The sequence below is a fragment of the Kitasatospora sp. NPDC015120 genome (genome assembly GCF_043080305.1).
In the GTDB taxonomy this organism is placed as follows: domain Bacteria; phylum Actinomycetota; class Actinomycetes; order Streptomycetales; family Streptomycetaceae; genus Kitasatospora.
Genome location: NZ_JBIBVJ010000031.1, coordinates 15,918 through 37,638 on the forward strand (window position 1 = coordinate 15,918; position 21,721 = coordinate 37,638).

Consider the following 21,721-nt stretch of genomic DNA (forward strand, 5'->3'; position numbering starts at 1 on the left):
CCACCACAACGTGATCTTTGTCAGACAAGCCCTAACTAGGGCCTCCGTTGCGACACGCGTTCGAGAATGGCTGGTCCCGGACGGCGAACGACGTCGCGCGTACGCGCGCGAAGCCACCCGTCACAGGCCTGCGGCCGTCCGGAAGGACGAGCGCAGCGAGGGTTCTGGATTCCGGGTTCTAGATATTGGGCGTCATGGGTGATGCCAGGGGTGGCGTCACCCATGACGCCACCCCTAGGTCTGCCGGAGCGGTTCGAAGGGGTCTGGGGCGCCGGAGTTCGGCGAAGGCCGGCCGGACTCGCGCGTCCCGCGCGAAGCCACCTGTACTGAGCCTTCGGCGTCCGGGAGGGGCTTGCGACTTCTCTTACCACTTCTATTCATGGTGTCCGCGTGGTGGGTAGACCCCGTCCGTGGTGCACCGACCCTGTCCCGTGTCAGATGATCTTGACCGGTTATCATACGATCTTGATGGGTGGGCTCCGAGGCGGGTCGCTACAAGGGGGAGTAGGTCTGGTACTTGCCCTGCAGGGACGAGATGGCCGCTTCGGCTACGTCGGCCCGGGGGCCGGCTGCGCACTCCTGGAGGAATCCCTGAACGCGAGGGCCCGTCCACCCTGCTGCGGCTGCCGCGGCCCAGAAGCGGAGGCCGTCGTAAGGATCCAGCGGCGCGAGGACGTCGACGATGTGGTCGATCGTGGCCGCGCCTAGGGGGAGCCGCTGCATGGCGACGGAGCGCAGGGCGCCGTCGGCGAGCATCGGGGTGCCGGAGTCCAGGCACCAGCGCAGTGCATCGGCTGTCTCTTCAGGGGCACTCAGTCGGATGATGGCGTCGCCGAGCGCGACGTACACCATGGTGGCCTTGAAGGGGTGCTGGGCAAGATCGCGGAGCAGGCCGAGAGCGGGCCGGTGGCCACACATTCCGAGCGCCATGACGATCTGGTACTGGGTCTCCCATGTGCGGGCGTCACGAACCTCCCGCTGGAGAGCCTCCAGCAGCGCCGGGCCCGCAGCCGGGTCGGCAAGCCGGCGCAAGCGCGATGCGGCGGAGCGCCGCTTGGGCGAGAGCCGGTGGCCAAGCTGCGCCACGGATTCATCCAACGTCAGTGCCATCCTCTTCCCCTTCTCAGCGACTCCGCCTTCGGCGGCAACGTATGCCCTTGCTCCCGGGTCCTGACCCCGCGCGGCTCGACCGCCGTCTCCGGCCTGGAGCTGGTCACCGCGCTGCGCCCGCCCACCCGCGCGGTGCGCACCGAGGCCGGCTGGATGTCCGGCCGGGTGGAGGGATCGCGGCCGAAGGAGGCGTTCGACCCGGCGCCGCCGGAGGTCCCGGACGTCCACCCGCTCGCCCAGGACCGCGAGCCGGGCGGCGAGCTCGTGACCGAGGCCTGGGACTGGTTCCGCGAGCTCACCGACGACGAGAAGAAGACGGCCCTGTACGCGGTCGGCCTGGACGTCAACATGGCCTTCCTCGCCGCCGCCGGCCGCCTCACCCTGCCGCTGTCCGGCCCGGTCCACGAGCTCAACCCCGCCTTCGACAAGACCATCCCGGGCTCCTGGCTGGTCGACCTCTCCCACATCGACACCGACCCGCTGCTGCCCTCGCCGTTCTCCGCGGACGGTGAGCGCCCGACGGGGCCGGCCTGGTACTCGACGGTGAAGGTCGCCTACGCCGTCGAGCTCGGCGCGACCGTGCGGCCGCTGGAGGGGTGGCTGCGCCACGAGCACGGCCCGTACCTGGACCCGTGGCACAAGCGCCTGCGCGCCGCGTACCTGGAGACGATGGCCGCGCTCGACGTCCCGGGCGACCTCGCCGACCGCGATCCGGTGGCGTTCCTCGACGCCATGGCGAACCTCAAGGCGACCGGCGACCCGGCGGAGCTCGCGGTCCTCACCGCGATCAAGCAGACCGCCAAGGGCACCATCGGCAAGATGCGCGAACGCCCCCGCGGCCACGGCTACAAGCCCGGTGAGCGCTGGCCGGCGCTGGACCGCCCGACCTGGGACCCGCTGATGCGCGCCCTGGTCATCGACACCGCCACCGTCAACTTCCACCGCAAGCTGCGCAAGATGGCCGCCGACACCGGCCTGCACGCCTTCGCCGTCCTCTCCGACTGCGCCGTCTTCGCCGCCCCCGGCCCCGGCGCCCTCGACATCCTCACCCGACCCGACGGCACCCTCACCACCTCGCTGCGCCTCGGGGTCTCGCCGGGCCTGGTGAAGTTCGAGGGCTCCCGGCCGATGCCGGAGGTCGCCGAACTCATCGCCGACGACACGAACCCGGCCCGGCACATCAAGACCGGCGGCGTCGTCTCCGCCGACGAGTAGCACCCGCGCGGCCCGCCGGCACCCGCCTGGCGGGCCGCCCATCCACGACCACCAGCAGCGGCCACCGACCCCGGCGGCTGGGTAGGAGACAGTGTGAGCCGGGAGATCGACGAGGGTCTGGAGCGGGCCGAGCGCACCCGCCCGATCCCGCAGTCCGTCCCCGCCCGGATGCGCTTCCTGCTCAAGGGCGCCAAGGGCTCCACCAAGAAGCTCGCCCAGGACCTCGGCGTCAGCCAGCGCACCGTCCAGCGCTGGCTCAAGGGCCAGGGCACCCCGAAGCCGGCCGCGGCCAAGGCCATCGAGCAGAAGGTCCGCGCCGGCTGGCAGCCGCGGGTGAAGAAGCGCGTGCGCCGCGACGCCGAGAAGAACGGCTTCATGCTCCACATCCAGGCGACCTTCGGCTACAGCGCGGCCGCCGCCTCCACCGACGACCCCCGCCAGCGTTCGATCACCCCGAAGATGCCCGGCAGTGTCGCCCAGGCCCTCTACGCCGCCCGGGACGCCGGAGCCGACCAGGCCGAGCAGGAACAGATCCTGGCCAACGCCCTCGGCGAGCACTACTTCCGCCAGGGCGGCCGGGCCCGGCGCCTGGACGTCGAGCTGAACGACATCGCCTGGATGGACCTGGAGCTGTAGCTCCGACAGGGCCGCCCTGCCCTGCACGCCCACCCGACACCACTGGAGCACCCTCATGGCCGACACCGCTGCTGACCTCGCCCGCCCCAGCCTCGACGACTGCACGCCCGATGCGCCCTGCATGGGCTTCCTCGCCTGCGACGTCCACCTCGCCTAGGGCGTGGTGGCCTCCATGGCCGACCTGGCCGCGGCCGAGACCCCCGACGACGGCTGCGACCCCGCGGCGCGTGCGCCGGCTTCCTCACCTGCGACCGGCACCGGCGACCACCGGCTGACCCCCGAACCCCCTGCGACACCTCCATGCCGCTGAAAATGCCACGCCCAGGCCTCCGAAAATGCGGCCGCAAATCCCTTCATGCCACGCGCACCTGAATTAGAGGAATAAAACCGAAAAGAGGCCAAGGGTCCGCCTCCCGTCACCGGGAGGCGGGCCCCGGGACCCGGCCGCTGCGCTGCGCCGCCCTGCGCGCGCCGGGGAGAGCCGGCCGCCACCTCACCGCCGGGCGGCGCGGGCTGCCTTCAGCGGCTACGACCCGGCGGTCGCCGAGGCGAACGGCTACGTCATCAAGACCAACGCCGCCGGCATGCAGTATTCGGTCAAGAAGGACGCCACGCCGCAAGAGGACGCCGCCGCCCAGCAGAAGGCCGCGGCGAAGTGGGCCAAGGTGTCGACCCGCCCGTCCGCCTACGCCGAGTACAACGACGCCTGCGGCAAGGCGTACCTGGACGGCAACCCGACCGGGAACGCCGCGATCCACATCCGTACCGGGTTCGACCTGCTGCCCGGCGACGACGCCGTCTTCTTCTACTGGAAGGTGGACATCGTGGACGGCGGCGGCGTGAGCCACAAGCCCTTCGGTCCGAGCCCGTTGGCGCTTCGCAACGCCTGGGAGGGCAACTGGTACCCCGGGGGCCTGACCCGGGGAAGCGCGTACGCGACGATCAGCCCCGAGAGCTACACGCTCCTGGACGACGGCTCCTACTGCCACCCGGTCCCGCTGACCGTCTACTACAACATCTACTAGGTTCTGTCCGGCGGATCTTGACCGGGACACCGCAGTAGGCTGGGGCGGTGCTGCTCCCCACCGTCCCGCGCACCCGCCTGTGTTCCTCCGATCAGCCGGCTATCGACACGCCATTCGGCCCGCTGACCTTCACCACGACGATCGGGAACACCAGCCTTCCGCTGCAGCCCGATGAGCTGTTCCAACTGCCGGGTGACCGCACGCTCGCACGCTGGGTGACTCCCGGAGCCCGCGTCGAGCTGCTGCTGACCCCGTACGATCCCGAGCTCGACCCCGAGAACTGGGGGCCACTGATCGACTGCCGCGCGGCGGTCTGGCGAATCGACGCCCTCACGCCGCTCGGGCGAGTGCAGTTCTCGGCAGGGCTTCCGGAGGGTGCCGACGGAGGGTACGACGGGGGTCAGGGACTGGCTGCCATCACGGTGGAGAACGAGACGACCCGGCTCACTGTTGGAGGCAGTGACGAGGAGGCGATGTGCGGGGCCGCCGACGCAGGAGAGGTACCCCGGCAGTGGGCTGCGCTGATCGACGAGGTACACAACCACTCGTTCACCACGTGGGGCGTGGACTATGGCCACTACCATGGCATGTCCTGGACGCTGCCCCCACTGGAGGCCGGCGACCACTGCGAACTCCCCGTGGTCGCAGCCTGGGCCCCGGCCAACGACGAGAGTGCGAACACCTGGTATGCCGTCATGCCATCGCCAACGGTGCTGCTGAGGCAGGTCACTGCTGAGTCGGCGAAGCGGGCCGATACTCCGGACGCGGGCTGATCACAGCCTGAGCCAGAGGCGTATCGGCGCGACCGTGACGGTGCCGTGGAAGACGTAGGCACGCTTGTCATACCGCGTCGCGACGGCCCTGGAGTGCTTGAGGCGGTTGATCGTCCGCTCGACCTCGTTCCGGCGCTTGTACATCTCCTTGTCGAAGCCCGCAGGCCTGCCTCCTCGGCTACCGCGGCGCCGGCGGTTGGCCCGCTGATCCTTCGGCTCCGGGATGGTGTGCTTGATCTGGCGTCTGCGCAGGTAACGGCGGTTGCGGCGGGAGCTGTACGCCTTATCGCCGCCGAGATGGTCGGGGCGAGTGCGCGGATGCCCGCCACCTGGGCGCTTGACCCTGATGCGTTCCAGGACCGGGATCAGCTGTGGACTGTCGCCCCACTGACCAGGCGTGATCAGCATGGCCAGGGGACGGCGGCCGCCCTCCCCAGCAAGGTGAATCTTGGAGGTCAGGCCGCCGCGGGACCGGCCGAGGCCTTCGTCGGGGCGGTGCTGCCGAGGCGTCGATCGCCGCTTCGGGATCCGGGGTGTCCTGCGCGGTGCACCGGCAGCATGCTGGTGGGCCCGACAGGAGGTGGAATCCACGCTCACCATGCTCCAGTCGATGCGCCCCTGAAAGTCCGCCTCGGCCTGCACGGCCTGGAGGATCCTTTCCCAGGTCCCGTCCGCCGACCACCGGCGGTGGCGCTCGTACACGGTCTTCCAGCTCCCGAACCGATCCGGCAGGTCCCGCCACGGGACACCCGTGCGGACCCGGAACAGGATCCCGTTGATCACCATCCGGTGATCAGTCCAACGTCCGCCACGGCGCCCGGTCTTCGGCAGATGCGGCGCCAGTTACACCCACTCGTCGTTCGTAAGATCGCCCCGCCCCACATCCAACACAATGGTCCACACGGGGCGATCGCATGATCCGCCGGACAGAACCTAGGCCCGGCCGCCGCTCCTGTCTCGCGCTCGGAGGCCACCTGCGCGCCGTGTGCCGGTGCGGCAGCCGTGATCGACTGGCCGACTTTTGCTCCAGGGGCACTGGCGCGGTGCCACGATGAACCGCCGCGCCAGTGCCCCGACCCGGAGGAGAAGAGCAGTGTTCCGCGACCGCAGCCGTCCAGCCCGTCCCACCGCGCCCACCTGGCAGGAGCACTTGCGGGAGTTCGAGGTCCCCGTCGCCGTCCTCGCTCAGCCCGACCCCGGCCGGCGCGTCCTCGTCGCACGCCAAGGCGTCGACGACTTCCTGAACCAGCTCGACATCGCCTACTACGACGACGACCGCTCCATCGCCGTCCAGGTCACCACCCACCGGCCGCTGCCTGGCCGCCTCCGGATCACGTCGGACCTGCACCCGCCCCTGCTCCTGGCCGACTTCCTCGCCAACGCCTCGCCCCACGGGCCCATCGAGCTCCCCGACGAGCCGCTGCGGAGCACCGGGCACCTGGTCGTCGACGGCGTCACCGTCCCGGCCGACCGGCTCGTCCGGGGCGACTACATGATCACGAGCGCCACTGTCGCAAACACCACCATCGCGGTCATCAGCACCGCCGAACTGCACGACCAAGCAATCCGGCTCCGCCTCGAAAGCACCGACGCGACCGCGGCGACGCCACAGCCACGCCCACGCCCGACCGCGTCACTCCAGCCCAACAGGAGAAGAACCTCACCGCCCTGCGCGAGGGCCGCCGCGCCCGCGGCCTGGACGTCGAGCTGAACGACATCGCGTGGATGGACCTGGAACTGTAGACCGGCCCCGGCGCCCCTCGTGTCGCCGATAGAAAAGTCCCGACCGCCTTCCGGCGGCCGGGATTTTTCTATTTCTGCAACCCATCGCCTGAAATCACCGGAGAAATTCGGAGAACCGGACGACCACCGGCCCGCATCCCCGGAAGCGCGGGCGTGCTCGGTACTCGTTCGCCGCCGCGCTCGCCGCGACGCCGGCCAGGTCGACGTCGAGTGCACCGCGGCCGCCGACCGGGCCGCCGCTCCTGCCGGCTGACCCCGCCCGCCGTCCGCCCCGCCCACCGAGGGCCCGCCACACCGGGGGCGGGCCCTTCTCCATGCCCGCAGCGAAGGAGACCCGCGTTGCCGACGCTCCACTACGCCCCCGCCGCCGCCCGCACCCTGACCTGCCTGGAGCGCGGCCGCCGCGCCGATCCCGCCCGGCTGCGCCGGGTCCGCCACGCCCTGGAGCGCCTGGCCGCCGATCCCCGCCACCCCGGCCTGTGCTCCCACCGTTTCCCCGGTCTGCCCGGCCACGGCGGGCTCCGGGCGTGGACGTCGTACGTCGACCAGGGCGCCGGGGCCTGTCGGGTGTGGCGGAGCTGGGGGCCGGCCGCCGCCGACCACGGCCAGGAGCACGCGGTGGTCACCGTGCCCGCGATCGGCCCGCACCTGTAGAGCGGCCGGCTCTGTCCACAGGCCTCCCGTTCGAAGCTGATCCGGCAGGCCGGGAGACGCCCGGCCGTCGAAGGGAGCGCACCATGCCCAAGCTGAACGCGCTGAGTGGGGACCACTTGCCGCACCACCGCTACGTCGCCCAGGCCGTCACCGTCCTCGAAGAGCTCGGCCGCGGCCCGGCCCGGTGGATGCTCTGGGGGACCGACCAGGACGACGTCTCGCTGCTCGGCGCGCAGCTGGTCTGGAGCCCGGATCGTCGGCGGGACCCGCTCTTCCCTCTCCAGCTCGTAGTGGAGTGGGACAGGGCGGGTGGCTGGTCGTACGACTGGACCAGCTCGTTTATCACCGCCGAGGACGGGCCGCGGACGCTGCTGACAGTGCCGGCCGACGCCGAGGCGGCCGCCGTGGTCCGGCTCCTGGAGCACGCCGTCACCGCCGAGGACGACCCGGCGCGGGAGGCCGCGACCGAGCGCCTGGCGGAGGCGGCCCCTTCCCCGGGCTGGGCGGCGTTCGGGAGAGTTGCCCGCGCAAGACGCCAGCGGAGGCCGGGGAGACGATTACGCCATCTGTGCTGGGCCGCGGCGGCAAGTGCTGACAGCTGGCCCGGCGGCGGGTGGGCTATATCCCCCAGCACGTCCTCTGCGGATGTGCAGGGGAGGCGGCGTCATATTTGATGCGGATTGCGTTATTTATATGCCGATATAGATTCATCTCGGTTGCTTTGATTTGTTTACTCGTGTGCGAATGTGGCGCATGGGGAAGTTGTTGAAATCGAGCCTGGAGAGTAAATGGCTGAAATTGATTAGGTGCCCGTTGTGAAAATAAGTTCGATTAAGAATGATTAGCGAGCTGCCCGCTTGGGTGGAGAAGGTTGGCGGATTCCTCTGGGGGGATTGGTTTTGCGTAAGATCATTGCGGTGTCGGCGCTGGTCGCCGCTCTGTCGGTCGGTGCGTTGCAGCCGGCCGTTGCCGGCGAGATCGCACAGCAGGAGGGCGCGACTGACAGTCCCTGGCTCGTGGATTCTCCGCTTCCGGTTCCGGCGTCAGATCCTGGAATTATCGAGCGTCCAGCGCCGGCGAGTGGTGAGGAAGCTGACCGAATCAGGTCCTCCCTGGCCGCCGTGGTTCCTGCGGGCGCGCAGGTCGCGAGTGTCTCAACGGAGACCTATGCGGAAGTGGGGCAGACCACGACGGCAACTATCGTGCTGTCGGGGGTCGAGGTCAGCGTAACGCGAGTGCGCCTCCCCCATGCTGCTCCGGCCTCCGTGTTCGGAGGGAAGGTCGTCAAGCATCCCGGCGACCCCAAGGGCGCTATCGTGGTCGACTCGTCACCGGAGAGTCCCCAGGTGACGGTCATCTCTTCGAGTGGAATCGCGACCGTTTGGTCCCGCGGACATATTCCGGAATCCGGGAAACACGGCAAGACCGCCCCGTCGGATTCGCAGCTGCGTTCATGGGCGCTCGCCTATGACGAGCTGAACCCTCAAACGGGTGTCGTGCAGAGGTCTGAGAGGATGGTAGCTTCTCAGTCCCCCTCCCTCCTTTCGGTGACATGTAATCGCCTAATGTGGGCGCCATGGACGGATGACGGTTCCATTTATGGAAGCGCCACGATGACCTGCTCCGAGTGGGGGAGCATTAACATGTCCGGGAGGATCTCCCAGTATCGGGCACTCGGTCTCTGGCGAGAAAAGGCATCCTCGGCCATCCTCAACGAGTGGAACTATCAGGCAGGGCTCATGGTGCAGTGGGTGTGTGCGCCTGGGACAGGCAACCAGCTGTACCGGATGGAGCTCGGCACTGCTTCCCTGACCGTCAACGCGGGTAACTACTGGACGCAGGACGGGCGGTACTACACTGAGGAGCGCCGTTATACCTGCGGCTGACACCTTGACGGGCGGGGGGTGCTGTGGACCGACAGTCGGATGCTGCCGACGTCACAGCCTTTTTCGGGTGCGGTACGTTCGTTGGCCTGTTGGTGTGGCTAGGCCTCGCAGGTCTCGGATACGTGCTTGGCCTCAGTCCGTCCTTGAATTGGCTGGGTTGGTTCATCGTGCCGCCGGCGTGGCTGGCGGGGATTCTGTTCGCCAGGTCGTGGTTCCGCAGGGGGACAGACAAGACTGACGGAACCTGATCAACGCTTCAGCTGCGATCACAGCCGCAGCGTCAGGGCGACCACTGGTGGCCCTGACGCTGCGGCCTGTTCGCTATCGACGGCATCACGCCGATGGTGCTGAACCACGTAGGCGGGCGTTCCAGTGTCCGGCGGCGAGCTCGCGGCGGACCTGTTCCTCGGCCTGTTTGAGAACGCGATAGTCGGTGTCGTCGTAGGCCTCCACGACCTGGTACGTCCACATGTCCGGCAGGACGTCGCGGCCCATCAGTCGGCGCTCGACGATCGGCCTGCTCCTGGTGGCCGGCCGCACGTAGCAGGTGCGCCGCTTCGGCGAGCATCCGGTCCCCGCCGCCGGTTATCTGGTGGAAGGCCAGCAGGTGCCCCCGTGCCCGCACCGTGTACTCCAGCGCCACGAGAGCGGCCCGTACCTGGACCCGTGGCACAAGCACCTGCGCGCCGCGTACCTGGAGACGATGGCCGCCCTTGGCGTCCCGCTCAACGCCGACCCGCTCGCGTTCCTGGACGCCATGGCGAACCTGAAGACAAGATGCGCGAGCGCCCGCGCGGGCACAAGCCGGGCGAGCGCTGGGCCGCACTGGAGCGGCCGACCTGGGACCCGCTGATGCGCGCCCTGGTCATCGACACCGCCACCGTCAACCTGCACCGCAAGCTGCGCAAGATGCACAGCGAGACCGGCCTGCGCCCGCTCGCGGTGCTGTCCGACTGCGCGGTCTTCGCCTCCCCGGGCCCCGGCGCGCTCGACGTCCTCACCAAGCCGGACGGCACCCTCACCACCGCGCTGCGCCTCGGCGTCAGCCCCGGGCACGTGAAGTTCGAGGGCTCCCGGCCGATCGCGGAGATCGTCGAACTGCTCGCGGACGGGGCGAACCCGGCCAGCAATATCAAGCCGGGCGGCGTCGTCTCCGACGACGAGTAGCACCCGGCCGGCCAGGCCACGAGGCCCGGCCGGCCGTGGCCATCAGCAGCGGCCGCCGACCGGCGGCCGGGCAGGCCGCCCACCACCGCACTGCCACCCTCCACGGAAGGAGACCTCGATGGGGAGATCGACGAGGGCCTGGAGCGCGCCGAGCGCACCCGCCCGATCCCGCAGTCCACCGCCGCCCGGATGCGGTTCCTGCTCAAGGGGGCCAAGAGCTCCACCAAGCAGCTCGCCCAGGAGCTCGGCGTCAGCCAGCGCACCGTGCAGCGCTGGCTCAAGGGCCAGGGCAACCCGAAGCCCGCCGCTACATCGCGCAGGTCGTCACCGAACTGGAGGAGATCGGACGCGGCCCCGGCGGCTGGGAGCTGTGGGAAGAGAACAGCCCGCCCGGCGGCCGGGCGCTGTGCGCGCAGCTCGGATGGGGCGCCGGCAGCCACGACCCCCACGACCACCCCGAGACCCCGGACTCCGTCCTGCTGCTCACCGTGAACTGGAGCGCCGGCGGCGGCTGGTCGTACGGCTGGGACAACGAGTGCCTGATCGACGGCGACGGCCCGCAGGTGTTCCTGGACGCCCCCGCCGACGCCGACCCCGCCACCGTGGCCCGGCTCCTGGAACACGCGATGACCAACCAGGACGACCCCGCCCGCCGGGCCGGGTCGGAACGCCTCTACGAAGCCGTCCTCGACATCTGGCAGGCCAGCAGCTGAGCCGCCGCCACCGGGTGGCATGCTCGCGGCCGAAAAATCGCAGGTCACACCCCTGGCAACCGCTGATCAACAGGTCTAGTGTCTGCGCCACGGCGGCCCCACCACACCACCACCGGGCCGCCGAGCAGAGCAGCCGCGCCATGTCCTCCCCGCGCGGCTGGCCTCCCACCGGCCGGGCCCCGCGGAACGCCCCCCTCGTTCCCCGGGACCCGGCCGCTGCGTCCGGTGCCGCCTGGCTGCGGCCTCGTGATGGTGCGGCCCGGTCAGGTCGCGTGGCGACGGCCGGGGCGGGGAACAGCAGCGCGGCGGTGCGAAGGCGTCGGTCCCGCTCGCAGACCAGTCCAGGGCCCGTACCTTCACGCGGCCCTCTCCATGCCTCCGCCGAAGGAGATTACGATGCCGGTACTCCAACGCCCCCGCCACCACTCGGACCCTGCGCTGCCCTGCAGATACCCCAGGCATGGCATCAGCAGGCGCTGGGCTGCAACATCGGCGGGCCGCCCCTGAGAGGCGTCAAGTTGGGCGAGTTGGACCCGGGGCGTGGGGTGGTGCGGCCGGATGGCTGGGAGCGGAAGGGATCCTGGTTTTGTAATCTACCTGTGGTCACGGCTTGATGTCGGGGCAAACAGTTCGGCGATTGCCCCGCACTACCTGGGTAGGCATCCAACACGGCTGGGGCGCCGACGAGCAGTCGGCACCCCGCATCTGTGAGGAGCCCGGCTCCGCGCACCGGTGCTCCGGCGTAGGGCGGTTGTCGAGGGCCGACATCCGAGCCAAGGTCAGCGGATCGGCAGAGGCTCAACGCAGCTTGTTCAAATAGATAGACATATCAGCTATCTGTCTGAACAATGGTCGCGTGACCAACGATGTCTTCAGTCAAGCGGTGCGGCGAGCGAACCGGCGCATGACCTACAGCCAGATGGAGGCCGCCACGTGGCAGGTGGGAGGGAAGGAGGGGAGTCGGTCGTCGGCCTGGTGGAACAACATGGCCAACTACAAGATGGACACTCCTCCAGCCCCTAAGTATCTGCCGGGTATCGCGGCAGTGCTGGGGCTGAACCAACGGGCGGTCGAGGAGCTGATCGCGGAGCAGTGGTATGGCGTCCGGTCTGATGATCAGATTCCCGAGCGCCTTCAGGCTCTGGTGGCGACGCTTCGGGGGGTCGACCCAGAGGATATCCCCTTGTTGCAGGGTCTGGCCCAGGCTTTCAGTGCCAAGTACTCGAGCGCACTCACTCTAGAGTCGTACGAGTCCAAATGAGTCAGGCGCCGGAAGTCTGGCACCCCTTCCCCGGGCGGCGGAGCGGACCTCGTCGATCGCGGCTCGCAGCTCCCCGGTCAGCTGCCGGCCCGGCCTGCGAGGCCGGGCCGTCGAGCTCGCGGTGCCGGTCGCGCTCGCCCGTACCCGACCCCTTCGCCGGGCCGGGTGCCCGAACCCGGCCGAGGGCGTCAGGCCGCCGGCTCGTGCGCGGCGTCCGGCCGGGCGGCCTGCTTCAGCTTCATGAGGGCCTCGTGCCGGTTGCCGGCCTTGGCCAGTGCGTGCGGGCGTGCAGCTCGGCACCGACCTTGGCGAGCGCGAAGCGGTTCTCCTCGGTCGGGTCGGCGGCCCAGGCGGCCTCGACGGCGTACCAGTGGCGCTGGAGTCCGAGCAGGTCAGTGGGGAAGTCGGTGTCGGACACCGGCCCATCGTAGGTCGCACAGTCGTGCGGTGGACGGCCCGACGCCTGGGCCGGACAAGTGCCCGGGAAGCACCCCCGTGACCCTGCTCCCCATGCTCAGCACCCAGCAGACCCTCCTCCTGGACGCCTGGGAGAGCGTCCAGGACGCGGTGGACCACCTCGACACCAAGACGTTCCCCGCCGCCAAGAAGAACCCCGCCCCGGCCCGCGAGCCGGCCCGCACCAGCGGCGCGCTGCTGCGCCTGCGCGACGGCGTCCTCGCGCTCGGCCGCGAACTGGACGCGCGAGGCCTCGCCGAAGACGCCGCCGAGTGCCAGGACAGCGCGCAGCAGTTGGAGCGGCTAGAGGCGCGCCTCTGCCCGCAGCCGGTCCTCACCGGCCTGGTCGGCGTCGAGGCCGGCGTCCTTCAGGGCGCCGGGTGCTGAACCTCCGTGCCGGGGGCGGCGGTGTGGCCGGCCTCGACGGCGGCGTCCATCGTGGCGGCCAGCACGGGCAGCTCGCGTTCCACATCGCCGAGCACTGCGCCGGGCATCGCTGCGGCCAGCGCGCACACCACCGCCAGCGCGACGCGCTCACCGGCCGCTAGCTCGGGCAGCCCGTCGGCGAGCGGGCTGCGGTGACGACACCAGCCGCCAGGTCGTACGCCAGCTCCTCGTTCAGCTGCCCCTCGCCGCCCGGTACGATCTCCCGCCCGCTTCGCCCTGCAGAGCCAGCGGCTTGTGTTGTGGGAGCTGTTTCGGGCCAGTATGACGAGACCCGGTGCAGTGCTACCGCCAGTCCAGTTGGGGAGCACTGCACCGGGCCTTGGATTCGCGCAGCAGAGGATCGGCAACTGCGCAGGCAAGCCAGAACGACAGGGGCCTACCTTCCCGGTGTTGGCCGGGCCGATGGAGAGAGTTCGCCGATCGGCACGACATTCCTACCGGTGGAACGGCATCGCCACCACGCACCGGTGTCGTCCGAGGCTGGGGCCATCGGATGAGTGTGACCAGGGCAGATCGGCCAATGGATGAACTCAAATCCTGCAAGGTGATCCTGCACTAGCTCTGCCACAGATTCGGTGAGCCGACTTGCCGGGCAAGCAAGGTCGATACTGCGGCTGAACTGGAATTTCTCTGCATTCAGTCCCAGTAGAAGTGTCCGACCGTGCTCGTTATCCTCGGTGAGCATCCACTGTGTGTCTCGGGGAATCTCGGCGGAGATCGCTTGCAGGATATCCCTACCAACCCGCATGCAGGCTTCACTCAGCGCGACTGGTACATCGATTGCCGGCGTGCCGGTCAGATCCCAAGTGCCGAGAATCATCATGGCTTCATACTATCAGTCACGCTGAGAATGGAGCCCCTGCTACTGGGTGATTGTCACCGAACTGGTAAACGCGCTTCCGGTTTCTGCTTGCTTGTTGGCGGTGAAACCCAGTCCGCCATCGCCTACCACATACCTGAAGACGAACCTGACGTTCGCGGTGCCGGCCACGCCACCCTGGTTGACCTTGAAGTTGCAGTTGCCGCTGGCCTCGTAGTTGTAGCCGATCCAGTTGGTCGGAAAGGTCCAGTGCCAGTAGTACCCGGCCGGGATGGGGTTGTGATTGTCGGAGGCCCCCGTGGGGGATCCGTTGCGGTACTGCCATGACGTGCAGTTCATCGGCGAGGTCGCGATGGCGATCAGGGGCGGGCTCAGAACGAACGAGAAGGCGACGGGGTTGCCGCTGCCATACGAGACCTGGGCGGAGAACCGCCCGTTGGAGTCGCTCGCCAGGAAGAACGGGTCGTTGACGGAGAATATCTTGCTACCGTAATCTCCGGCCGCTTCGGCTGAGCCAGAAATTCCGGTTGTCGCCGCGATCAGTCCGAGTGCGATGGTGGCGAATCGGCCCACCATCTTCACGCTGCCATTTTTCTTCATGGATCCATCCTGCAAAATCGGATCGCATACTTCTTCGAAATGGGGGCGCTCTGGCGAAAACTCGTCGACGACTGTCCGGATGTATGCTAACCGCCAGGGTGGAGTGAATGTGGGGTTATTCTGGATATTTCACGTGCACTTTGCCTTTCGGGCGGACACAGCCCGACAGATGGATCCCATTCTTCGTCACACGCCCCGCAACACCTGACCATCGGCCAACCCCGAGTCGGCTTGTTGCATCGTCTCGGCGTCGTACCCGTCCGGCCTGTCCGCGACGGTGAGGTCGGCGATCGGCGCGTCCGGCCGCTCACGCAGGACGGCGACGGCGCCGGCGACGGGCTCGCCGAGCAGGCCGGGCTCCAGTGGCGAGCCGTCGGCTCCGCACCCGGAGAACGGCCGCCAGGACCACCCGCACCTGCCGGTGAGCTCTCCGCAGCCCTGATGAGTTCCGCCCCGGGCGGCCGCTGAGTTTCGCCCCGCCTACCCCACCGCCGCAGGTCGCAGCCGTCCAAGCAAGGCTGATGCTGCACCGCAGCACGTCGGTGCAGCAGCAGGACAACCGGTGCAGCAGCCCTGCTACCTGTGGGCGAGGTTTCGCCCCGCACCGGGCAGCGAGGCGTAATGCGGCCGGGGCGTCGGGCCCGGCGGTTACGATCCCGGGCATGGACAGCGCCCCGCCGACCGCCGCCACCGACCAGCCGGCCACGAGCGCGGAACCGGCCCGGCTGTGCGCCCGGAAGGGCTGCTCGAACCCGGCGCTCAAGGGCCCCACCGGACGGCCGCGGACCTACTGCTCGCGGTCCTGCCGCAGCAAGGTCGACCGAGCCAAGGCCAAGGCCCGCGACGAAGCAGCACAAGCAACAGCAGGCGCCGCTGCACCCGACCCGACCGCTGCGCCGACCGGTGCGGCAGCCGACCCCGCCGCTGCATCGCCCAGTGCAGCACCCGCTGCACCTGCTGCACCGGCGGCCGCCGTCGGGGCCGACGACGTCCTGGCCCGCTGGGGCGAGGACGGCCGACACCTCCTCGGCGTCGCGGAGGCGATGCGCCGCCGGCTGACGCGCTTCCTGGAGGAGAGCGCCGCCGGCGACCCGGGAAGACGCCTCACAAGGTGCACCGCCGCACGGCCGGGGTTTCGGCGGGCCGGGGTGACGAACGTGGGCCCAGCGGCGTTGGAGCGGGGGTGAGCAGCACTTCCACTCCCCGCCCTCGGCGCGGCGCCGGGTTGGGGCCGGGCGTCACCGGCCGGGCCTTCGCCGTCGTCGGCCGGGCGCCGCGGTCCCCGCTTCCCTGGTCGCAGGAGTCGGTCGACGACGAGCTGCAGAGCGTGCTGGCCGACCACCAGCGACTGGTGGCCGCGCGGTGGGAGGCGGCGTTCGAGGACCTGGACGAGGACGTCCTCGGCGAGGTGGCCCAGGAGGCCCGCCAGGACGGGCAGGACCCGGCCGGGGCCATCGACGTCTTCGTGCGGAGTCTGGTCCGGCAGCTGGAGGACTGGAAGCAGGCCGACACCGCGATGGAGGGGGCGCTGGAGAAGGCGGCGCTCGGTCGGACGTTGCCGGTGTGGGCGGCCGACGCCCTGGCCGCCGAGCAGGGCCGGCTGTGGGGCGCGCGGCAGGCGCTGCTGGAGGCTGTTACCCGGCACCACCACGGCGGTCCCGCGCCCTGGTGAGACCGGGTCAGCGGGCGGAGGCCGGCCGGGTCTGGTGGGCGTGCAGAATGGCGTCGAGCGCCACATCCGGTGACAGAGGGTTGACTGGCTCGCGGTACAACGTCGGCCGGGGAGGAAGTCCGTGGAGGATCCGGAGTTCAGGGTGGTCTTGACGGGGGCGGCCTACGACGGGCCGGGAGCGCTGAGGGCGATCCGCATGGTCACCGGCCTGAGCCTGTGGCAGAGCCGAGAGCTCCTGGACAGCGCACCTGTCACCGCCCGGGCCGACCTCCCGTTCGAGGTGGCCGTGGCCGCTCTCAGGAGCCTCCAGGAGGGCGGCGTGCAGGCCGCTCTGTGCTGCGAGTACTGCGAACGGCTGCTGCCCCTCGACGGCACACCCGTCGACCCGGGCCCATGCGAGTCCCCGTACTGGCCCACCGCCCACTGCCAGGCCAACTCCGAAGCCGTCTGCGACCTCGATCGCTGTCCTTCCCAAGACCCGGACTGGCTCCGCCCGTAGAAACCGTCGGCTGCAGGGTGCGCGGCTGGTGGAGTCGAACAGGATCGCGGCGACGACCGGTCTGGCCATGACGTCTCCCTCCAGGCGGTTGGTGGGGACACTGTAGGCGGCCTGCGAGGAGTGGGGCAGGAGACGGCTACGGCTCCCCAGCACGGCCAGCTGGCGGGGCTGTCTCTGCGTACTAGGGGCGGCTTTGTGGGTGAGCAGGCGGTCCCCTCCTGATTGGTGATCCGCTGGGGCACGGATGGTCACGGCACTTCCAGTGGCCCGGGCGTCGGGCCGACGGTCGGCGGGTGGCTCCCGTCAGCTGGTGGCCCGGGCGGCTTGCGCCGCCGCTGCCCGGGAGACGGCCCGGCTCTCGCCGGGCATCCAGTGCCAGCCGGCTTCGGCATAGGCCCGGACGAACTCCTCCAGCTCCTTGTCCTCGTAGCGCAGCTTGGCGTGCACCACGACGATCACCCCCGGCTCGCGGCCGTCGCCGAGCGGGCGCGGGTAGTGCTCGACCACCTGGACGATGTGGAACGGGTAGCCGCCCCGCGCCGACGCGATGTACGGCTTCTCGTGCATCGGGCCTACCAGCAGGCTGACCGCCGACAGCGAGTCCCCGACCGCTGGCACCGCCAGCGCGGAGAACCCGTCCTCCTTCACCACCGAGCAGACATACCCCTTCGACTCCCCCTCCGGCCCGAAGGCCGGCTGCTCCCAGAAGTCGACTCGTACACCGATCGTGACTGTCATAGCTGTCATCCTGCCGCTTCTGCACCGTCCACCGGGCCGAAACGGCTCGGCTTCACCCTGAACGGGGACCGGGACTGCGGCTGCTACGAGGCCAGGATGGATCGTCGGGGTGTCGTCGACCAGGATCTTGGGCGTCGCATCTGCAGTGGTCAGCTCGGCGCCGCCAGCTGGCTCTTCTCTGGTGAGAGCCCCGCCGTCACTGTGCTGGCGGGACTGTGTTCGTGGGCAGGAGTGAGCGAATGCTACGGATGAGTCGCGTGGCTTCGGCCAGGCCGTGGCGGTGGCACAGGAGAAGGAAGGAGAACACCGGCCAGACGGTCAGGGCGGCCGGGACGAGGATCACCGCCTCCACTCCGGACTGCCCCAAGGCCGCTGCGAGGGCGAAGGCCAGGATGCCAGCCAGGCGGCTGGCCTTCATCAGCCGCTTGCCGTCGAGACGGTCCGGCTCCAGGGCAGCGGCAGGAGGGAGAGTGTCTTCCGGCAGCAGGTCGGTGAAGCGGTCGCGGGCGAGGTTGTTAGTGATAGTGGCGGCCAAGAGGCCGAGTTTCCGGGCCGCCGCCCGCCTGTCGAGTTGTCGGCGTTTCCGGGCGGCCTGGACAAGGGGTCTGACCTGCGTTAATGCCCCATCAAGGTAGGGGGGTGACCGGAAGCGGCACCGGAAGCGTGCTGCCGGGCCGTTCCGGGCCCGGGACAACGGGTCGCGGGGCGATTCTCACCGGCCCTCCGGACGCAGAAAGGCCGCGCTGGTTGGAGCCAGCGCGGCCGTCGCTCACCCGTTCGTCGTGCGCCTCAGTTCATCACGCAAAGCGCGCACCGATCGGATAGCTTTCACGAGCTTCTGCGACAGGGGCGGGACCTGATCGAAGAGATAGCCGAGGACCGTGATGCCCCCGGCGATCCCCGCCACGATGGTGGTCACCCATCCGGCAGTTTCCATCTCTGGCCTTCCAAGGAAGAGGGACTGGGGTGCGGTGTCAGCCCGGCGACGGGGGATGCACCGGGCGCCCACGCGGCTCCCCTGCGGATACCTCCGCAGCCACTCTTCCTTGGCGCGCCAGCGGGAAAGGTCCGCCCTCGCGCGCTCCGACTCCGGTGGCCCTCTAGGGTCCAGCCCAGCTAAGGCCATACCTCCCCCTCAGTCACGTACGCCCCCTGTCCCTATGTGCCACTGGCGACGACGCTGCTCCGACAGTACCCGGCGCGGGCGGTGGGCATCCCGGACTTCAGGCGGTCAGCTGGCCGGTCCTGGCGGGCAGCGCGGGTGCGGTCGCAGCCGGGCGGTGGTGTGGGTGCCGGCGGCCGGGTGGGAGGTACTGCGGGATAACGGGGGCCAGGCCCTCAGCGGCTGCCAGGCGTAGCGGATCGGCGTGGGGTTGTTGCCTGGGCGAGGTGGAGCGCGGACTCCAGGACGACGGCCGGGGTGCGGAGGTGGCGTAGCGCGGCGATGGCGTCGGCGGCCTGTTCGGCGGGCCGGGGGGCGGGCTGTAGGGCGTCGGGGCGGGCCGGGTGGTCCGGGACGGCGGCCGGGGGTGCCGGTGCCCAGGACGGCTGCTGGCGGCCCTGGGGGCGCGGTTGGGGGCCGAGGGCGCGGGCCGCGCCGGGGCCGAGAGCGCACGGGTGGACGACGGGTTGCTCACGGGCGTTCAACGAGTCCGGGGGCGGCCCGGTGTCGGGCAGCTGCTCGCCGGGCGGCGCGGCCGGCACCGCCGGACGCACCACAAGTCAGCAGCCCCCGGCAGGGTGGGAACCCACGCCGTCCGGACCGTCACCCAAACCGCACCCACCACACCACCAAGCAACCAGGGGAGAGGGACAGACAGAGACATCCGATGGGATTAGGAAGTCAATGTCTTCCGTCTCAACATCCACCCGTGACTGGCTCTGGCAAGATTTTTCGCAGTTGAAGATCGTCTTTGCCGCCACCAGCTACACCAAGGGAGCGTGTCAGCCATGGCAGACGTCCGGGTCACCTATGACGAGACCGCGAACGCAGCGTACGTGTACCTCACAGATCCACAGGTGCGCACGAAGTCCTCTCACATGTATCCCTGTGATCCAGTGGGGGTCGACGGCATGATCAACCTTGATTTCGATGAGCAAGGGCGCCTCATCGGTATCGAGGTGTTGGCGGCCAGTTCCAAGCTTCCCGAGTACCTGCTTGAGTCATCTGAGCGGCTGGACGCTGGAGAGGCATGAACTGGCCGAGCGGGAGGGCTGCTCACGCTGCATCGAGAGCAGAGCGGCAAGGTTGTCAGGGCTCGGTGACGGAGAACAGTCAAGCCGCGATGGCGAGTTCGAGCTTGGGCGGGGCGGGGAAGGCGGTGGTCTCGCTGTAGGGCGTGCCGGTGGCGGGGCAGTGGTGGAGGCAGCCGAGGAGCCGGTTGTAGAGGTTGCGCTGGGCGGAGCTGTGGCGGTCGCCGGCCTTGCGCCGGCGGTCGTAGTGGGCTCTGGCGCCGGTCGACGCGGTGAGCGAGGCGAAGGCCCAGACGTAGCCGACTGCGGCCAGGCGCTGGTTCTTGACCCAGCGGACCATCACCGCGTGGCTCTTGCCGGAGGCGCGGGTAATCGGCGCTGATCCGGCGTAGGCCTGAGCGCCTTGGCGTCGGCGAAGCGGGTGCGGTCGTCGCCGATCTCGGCGAGGACCCGGGCGCCGCTGAGCGCGCCGAGGCCGGGGAACCTGGTGATGATTGCGGCGTCGGGGTGCTGCTCGAACAGCTCGACCGAGGCCTCGGCGAGGTCGTCCGCGGCGGTGCAGGTAGCTTCGAACTTGGCCAGCAGGGCCAGGGTCCGTCGGCCCATCGCCTGCTCGACGAGCGGGAGTTGGCGCATCTGCGCAAGGCGGAGGGCGGCGTACAGGCGCTCGACCTCGGTGTCGATACCGCGCTGGCGGCCAGCGTGCTTGAGCACCGCCTTCAGCTGGGCGCGGGTGAGTCGGGCGGCCTGGCCGGGGATCGGTGCGGTGGCCAGCAGGGTGCGGGCCAGCGGAGCGGTGAGGCCGCCGGTGATCGGCTGGACGGCGGCGAGGTAGCCGGGGAAGTACTCGCGCAGGTGGGAGCGGGGCTTGTTGCTGGCCTGCGTGCGGTCCCAGACGGCGTCCTGCTGGGCGCGGGCCAGGACGGCCACGGCCTGGGCGAGTTCGCTGTCGGCCGGCAGCGCGCGGTGGGCGTCGGCGTCGGTGCGCAGGATGTTCGCCAGCACCATCGCGTCGAGGTGGTCGGACTTCTTGCGCGCCACTGTATGGACAACTCGCGCGAAACGCTCCAGGAGCTGGAGAGCCGGCTTGGCCTCTTCGCCGCGATCGGCAACCTGCCGGGCCGTCAGCACGACGCCGTCGTGCTGACCTACGTGCTCGGCTACCCGATCGTCACCGCCGCACAGCTCATGGGCATCACCCAGAGCGGGGTATACAGCCTGCGAAGGGATGCCCGCCGCCAGCTTGCCGCAGCGCTGGGTCTGGACGAGCAAGCTGCAGAAGAGGCAGAAGAGCAGTGATCGACATGAGCAGCGCCGCCGACGCGCAGACCCACGTCGGCCACAACGTCGCAGACACCGGGCAGGGCTGGGCCCCGCTCGCAGCCGTCCGCCTGCCGGAGCCCGACGGCAGGGGCCGGGCTTCCCACTGCCTGGACGACGCGCCGGCCCGGATCACGGCGGCCCTCGCACAGCGGACCGCCGCTCGACCCTGCCAGTCGGTGGCGGTACGGCTGGACCACCATCGGTTCGAGTTGTTGGCACTGTGCCACCTCGTGGCGGACGACAGCCGCGCGCCGGCGTCGATCGCCGCACTCACCGATACCCCGGCGATCGAACCGTACGGTGCACTGCTCCTCGGTGCACTGTGCCACCTGGCCGTCCATGAAGGGGACGACGAAGACGGCGTGACGGTACGCCGGTCGTTGGCCGACGTAGCACGGATGTGGTGGCAGCTGGGCGCCGGGGCCGGCTGCTTCCAGTCCGCCTACGCCCTCGCCCTGCTGTCCGCCGGCCGCGGCGACCAGCGGGAAGCACGGCACTGGCGCGCCCAGGCCCGTCGACTCGCCGGACGCCGAGACGTCCGCACCGAGGTCCTGACCGGCTACGACGGCCTCCAGCCCAACCACGGTCTGTGCGCCGGCGTCCGGCAGGCCCTCGCTTCCCTGCCAACCAGCCGTGATCCGGACTTCGGATGCACGCCCGCGATCAATCCCGGACCCCTCGCCGCAGCACTGCGCCAGCACCATGCCGGCGCCTGCTGCCGCCCGGCCATGCCGTAACCGCCCGTATGCCAACCGGGCGGTGCGAAGCCGCGGTGGGCCCGGAACTTCGG

General features: G+C 69.9%; 29 protein-coding genes and 1 pseudogene. 19 read left to right on the plus strand and 11 right to left on the minus strand.

Annotated elements, in window-relative coordinates; all coding sequences use genetic code 11:
• Nucleotides 1-492: 492 nt before the first annotated feature.
• Nucleotides 493-1,110, minus strand: a complete 618-nt coding sequence (locus tag ACF1AK_RS34460; protein WP_391502770.1) for a HEAT repeat domain-containing protein — start codon at nt 1,108-1,110, stop codon at nt 493-495.
• Here ACF1AK_RS34460 and ACF1AK_RS34465 point away from each other — a divergent pair.
• The 4 genes from ACF1AK_RS34465 to ACF1AK_RS34480 all read left to right on the plus strand — a co-directional run bounded on the left by ACF1AK_RS34465 (nt 1,069) and on the right by ACF1AK_RS34480 (nt 4,759).
• Nucleotides 1,069-2,325, plus strand: a complete 1,257-nt coding sequence (locus ACF1AK_RS34465) for a hypothetical protein (RefSeq protein WP_391502771.1) — start codon at nt 1,069-1,071, stop codon at nt 2,323-2,325. The genes ACF1AK_RS34460 and ACF1AK_RS34465 overlap by 42 nt on opposite strands.
• Nucleotides 2,326-2,418: 93 nt before the next feature.
• Nucleotides 2,419-2,961 carry a telomere-protecting terminal protein Tpg gene (gene tpg, locus ACF1AK_RS34470; protein WP_391502772.1) on the plus strand — a complete coding sequence of 181 codons (543 nt, stop codon included), beginning with the start codon at nt 2,419-2,421 and terminating at the stop codon, nt 2,959-2,961.
• A 584-nt stretch (nt 2,962-3,545) separates the two neighbouring features.
• Nucleotides 3,546-3,986 carry a hypothetical protein gene (locus ACF1AK_RS34475; protein WP_391502773.1) on the plus strand — a complete coding sequence of 147 codons (441 nt, stop codon included), beginning with the start codon at nt 3,546-3,548 and terminating at the stop codon, nt 3,984-3,986.
• 47 nt (nt 3,987-4,033) lie between these two features.
• Complete coding sequence (locus ACF1AK_RS34480) at nt 4,034-4,759, plus strand: hypothetical protein (protein ID WP_391502774.1); 726 nt, start codon at nt 4,034-4,036, stop codon at nt 4,757-4,759.
• On the opposite strand, the gene ACF1AK_RS34485 is transcribed toward ACF1AK_RS34480, so the two are convergent.
• Complete coding sequence (locus tag ACF1AK_RS34485; protein ID WP_391502822.1) at nt 4,760-5,602, minus strand: IS5 family transposase; 843 nt, start codon at nt 5,600-5,602, stop codon at nt 4,760-4,762.
• Between the two features lie 250 nt (nt 5,603-5,852).
• Between ACF1AK_RS34485 and ACF1AK_RS34490 the strand changes: the two genes are divergently transcribed.
• From ACF1AK_RS34490 to ACF1AK_RS34505, 4 genes are all read left to right on the plus strand, one after another.
• Nucleotides 5,853-6,470 (plus strand): hypothetical protein, encoded by a 618-nt coding sequence (locus ACF1AK_RS34490; protein WP_391502775.1) that lies wholly within the window; start codon nt 5,853-5,855, stop codon nt 6,468-6,470.
• Between the two features lie 371 nt (nt 6,471-6,841).
• The gene (locus tag ACF1AK_RS34495; RefSeq protein ID WP_391502776.1) at nt 6,842-7,156 is read left to right on the plus strand and encodes a hypothetical protein; all 315 of its coding nucleotides are present in this window, start codon (nt 6,842-6,844) and stop codon (nt 7,154-7,156) included.
• A gap of 83 nt (nt 7,157-7,239) precedes the next feature.
• Nucleotides 7,240-7,830 (plus strand): hypothetical protein, encoded by a 591-nt coding sequence (locus ACF1AK_RS34500; RefSeq protein ID WP_391502777.1) that lies wholly within the window; start codon nt 7,240-7,242, stop codon nt 7,828-7,830.
• Between the two features lie 243 nt (nt 7,831-8,073).
• Nucleotides 8,074-9,042, plus strand: coding sequence for a hypothetical protein (locus tag ACF1AK_RS34505; RefSeq protein WP_391502778.1), 969 nt, complete (start codon nt 8,074-8,076; stop codon nt 9,040-9,042).
• A gap of 333 nt (nt 9,043-9,375) precedes the next feature.
• On the opposite strand, the gene ACF1AK_RS34510 is transcribed toward ACF1AK_RS34505, so the two are convergent.
• Nucleotides 9,376-9,537 (minus strand): hypothetical protein, encoded by a 162-nt coding sequence (locus ACF1AK_RS34510; RefSeq protein ID WP_391502779.1) that lies wholly within the window; start codon nt 9,535-9,537, stop codon nt 9,376-9,378.
• 282 nt (nt 9,538-9,819) lie between these two features.
• On the opposite strand from ACF1AK_RS34510, the gene ACF1AK_RS34515 reads away from it, so the two are divergent.
• The 4 genes from ACF1AK_RS34515 (at nt 9,820) to ACF1AK_RS34530 (ending at nt 12,183) form a co-directional block, all read left to right on the plus strand.
• Nucleotides 9,820-10,209 (plus strand): hypothetical protein, encoded by a 390-nt coding sequence (locus tag ACF1AK_RS34515; RefSeq protein WP_391502780.1) that lies wholly within the window; start codon nt 9,820-9,822, stop codon nt 10,207-10,209.
• Between the two features lie 165 nt (nt 10,210-10,374).
• On the plus strand, nt 10,375-10,701 hold the full coding sequence (locus ACF1AK_RS34520; protein WP_391502823.1) for a helix-turn-helix domain-containing protein: 327 nt from the start codon (nt 10,375-10,377) through the stop codon (nt 10,699-10,701).
• Nucleotides 10,698-10,922: a hypothetical protein gene (locus tag ACF1AK_RS34525; protein ID WP_391502781.1), complete on the plus strand. Its 225-nt coding sequence runs from the start codon at nt 10,698-10,700 to the stop codon at nt 10,920-10,922. The genes ACF1AK_RS34520 and ACF1AK_RS34525 overlap by 4 nt, the downstream gene beginning before the upstream one ends.
• Nucleotides 10,923-11,778: 856 nt before the next feature.
• Nucleotides 11,779-12,183 carry a hypothetical protein gene (locus tag ACF1AK_RS34530; protein WP_391502782.1) on the plus strand — a complete coding sequence of 135 codons (405 nt, stop codon included), beginning with the start codon at nt 11,779-11,781 and terminating at the stop codon, nt 12,181-12,183.
• 238 nt (nt 12,184-12,421) lie between these two features.
• Here the strand turns inward: ACF1AK_RS34530 and ACF1AK_RS34535 are convergent, their stop codons facing one another.
• Nucleotides 12,422-12,601, minus strand: coding sequence for a hypothetical protein (locus ACF1AK_RS34535; protein WP_391502783.1), 180 nt, complete (start codon nt 12,599-12,601; stop codon nt 12,422-12,424).
• Nucleotides 12,602-12,678: 77 nt separating this feature from the next.
• Between ACF1AK_RS34535 and ACF1AK_RS34540 the strand changes: the two genes are divergently transcribed.
• Nucleotides 12,679-13,026, plus strand: coding sequence for a hypothetical protein (locus ACF1AK_RS34540; RefSeq protein ID WP_391502784.1), 348 nt, complete (start codon nt 12,679-12,681; stop codon nt 13,024-13,026).
• Nucleotides 13,027-13,462: 436 nt separating this feature from the next.
• Here ACF1AK_RS34540 and ACF1AK_RS34545 read toward each other — a convergent pair whose 3' ends face one another.
• Together ACF1AK_RS34545 and ACF1AK_RS34550 are read right to left on the minus strand one after the other, a co-directional pair.
• Nucleotides 13,463-13,909, minus strand: coding sequence for a hypothetical protein (locus tag ACF1AK_RS34545; protein ID WP_391502785.1), 447 nt, complete (start codon nt 13,907-13,909; stop codon nt 13,463-13,465).
• Between the two features lie 39 nt (nt 13,910-13,948).
• Complete coding sequence (locus ACF1AK_RS34550; RefSeq protein WP_391502786.1) at nt 13,949-14,506, minus strand: hypothetical protein; 558 nt, start codon at nt 14,504-14,506, stop codon at nt 13,949-13,951.
• A gap of 662 nt (nt 14,507-15,168) precedes the next feature.
• Here ACF1AK_RS34550 and ACF1AK_RS34555 point away from each other — a divergent pair.
• From ACF1AK_RS34555 to ACF1AK_RS34565, 3 genes are all read left to right on the plus strand, one after another.
• A complete protein-coding gene (locus ACF1AK_RS34555; RefSeq protein WP_391502787.1) occupies nt 15,169-15,693 on the plus strand; it encodes a hypothetical protein in 525 nt (174 codons plus the stop codon).
• Entirely contained in the window at nt 15,690-16,178 is a 489-nt protein-coding gene (locus tag ACF1AK_RS34560; RefSeq protein WP_391502788.1) for a hypothetical protein, read from the plus strand. The genes ACF1AK_RS34555 and ACF1AK_RS34560 overlap by 4 nt, the downstream gene beginning before the upstream one ends.
• Nucleotides 16,179-16,299: 121 nt before the next feature.
• Entirely contained in the window at nt 16,300-16,677 is a 378-nt protein-coding gene (locus tag ACF1AK_RS34565) for a hypothetical protein (RefSeq protein WP_391502789.1), read from the plus strand.
• A 303-nt stretch (nt 16,678-16,980) separates the two neighbouring features.
• On the opposite strand, the gene ACF1AK_RS34570 is transcribed toward ACF1AK_RS34565, so the two are convergent.
• The 4 genes from ACF1AK_RS34570 to ACF1AK_RS34585 form a co-directional block, all read right to left on the minus strand.
• Nucleotides 16,981-17,415, minus strand: coding sequence for a hypothetical protein (locus tag ACF1AK_RS34570; RefSeq protein ID WP_391502790.1), 435 nt, complete (start codon nt 17,413-17,415; stop codon nt 16,981-16,983).
• A 196-nt stretch (nt 17,416-17,611) separates the two neighbouring features.
• The gene (locus tag ACF1AK_RS34575; protein WP_391502791.1) at nt 17,612-17,950 is read right to left on the minus strand and encodes a hypothetical protein; all 339 of its coding nucleotides are present in this window, start codon (nt 17,948-17,950) and stop codon (nt 17,612-17,614) included.
• Nucleotides 17,951-18,184: 234 nt separating this feature from the next.
• Nucleotides 18,185-18,334, minus strand: coding sequence for a hypothetical protein (locus tag ACF1AK_RS34580; protein ID WP_158714126.1), 150 nt, complete (start codon nt 18,332-18,334; stop codon nt 18,185-18,187).
• A 419-nt stretch (nt 18,335-18,753) separates the two neighbouring features.
• Nucleotides 18,754-19,119 (minus strand): hypothetical protein, encoded by a 366-nt coding sequence (locus ACF1AK_RS34585; protein ID WP_391502792.1) that lies wholly within the window; start codon nt 19,117-19,119, stop codon nt 18,754-18,756.
• Between the two features lie 246 nt (nt 19,120-19,365).
• Between ACF1AK_RS34585 and ACF1AK_RS34590 the strand changes: the two genes are divergently transcribed.
• Entirely contained in the window at nt 19,366-19,611 is a 246-nt protein-coding gene (locus ACF1AK_RS34590) for a DUF2283 domain-containing protein (RefSeq protein WP_391502793.1), read from the plus strand.
• A gap of 79 nt (nt 19,612-19,690) precedes the next feature.
• On the opposite strand, the pseudogene ACF1AK_RS34595 reads toward ACF1AK_RS34590, so the two are convergent.
• Nucleotides 19,691-20,655, minus strand: a pseudogene (locus ACF1AK_RS34595) (transposase); the annotation flags it as partial.
• On the opposite strand from ACF1AK_RS34595, the gene ACF1AK_RS34600 reads away from it, so the two are divergent.
• Nucleotides 20,653-20,907 (plus strand): sigma factor-like helix-turn-helix DNA-binding protein, encoded by a 255-nt coding sequence (locus tag ACF1AK_RS34600; RefSeq protein WP_391502794.1) that lies wholly within the window; start codon nt 20,653-20,655, stop codon nt 20,905-20,907. The pseudogene ACF1AK_RS34595 and the gene ACF1AK_RS34600 sit on opposite strands and share 3 nt — an antisense overlap.
• The gene (locus ACF1AK_RS34605; protein WP_391502795.1) at nt 20,904-21,668 is read left to right on the plus strand and encodes a hypothetical protein; all 765 of its coding nucleotides are present in this window, start codon (nt 20,904-20,906) and stop codon (nt 21,666-21,668) included. Before ACF1AK_RS34600 ends, ACF1AK_RS34605 begins: the two co-directional genes overlap by 4 nt.
• Nucleotides 21,669-21,721 lie beyond the last annotated feature (53 nt).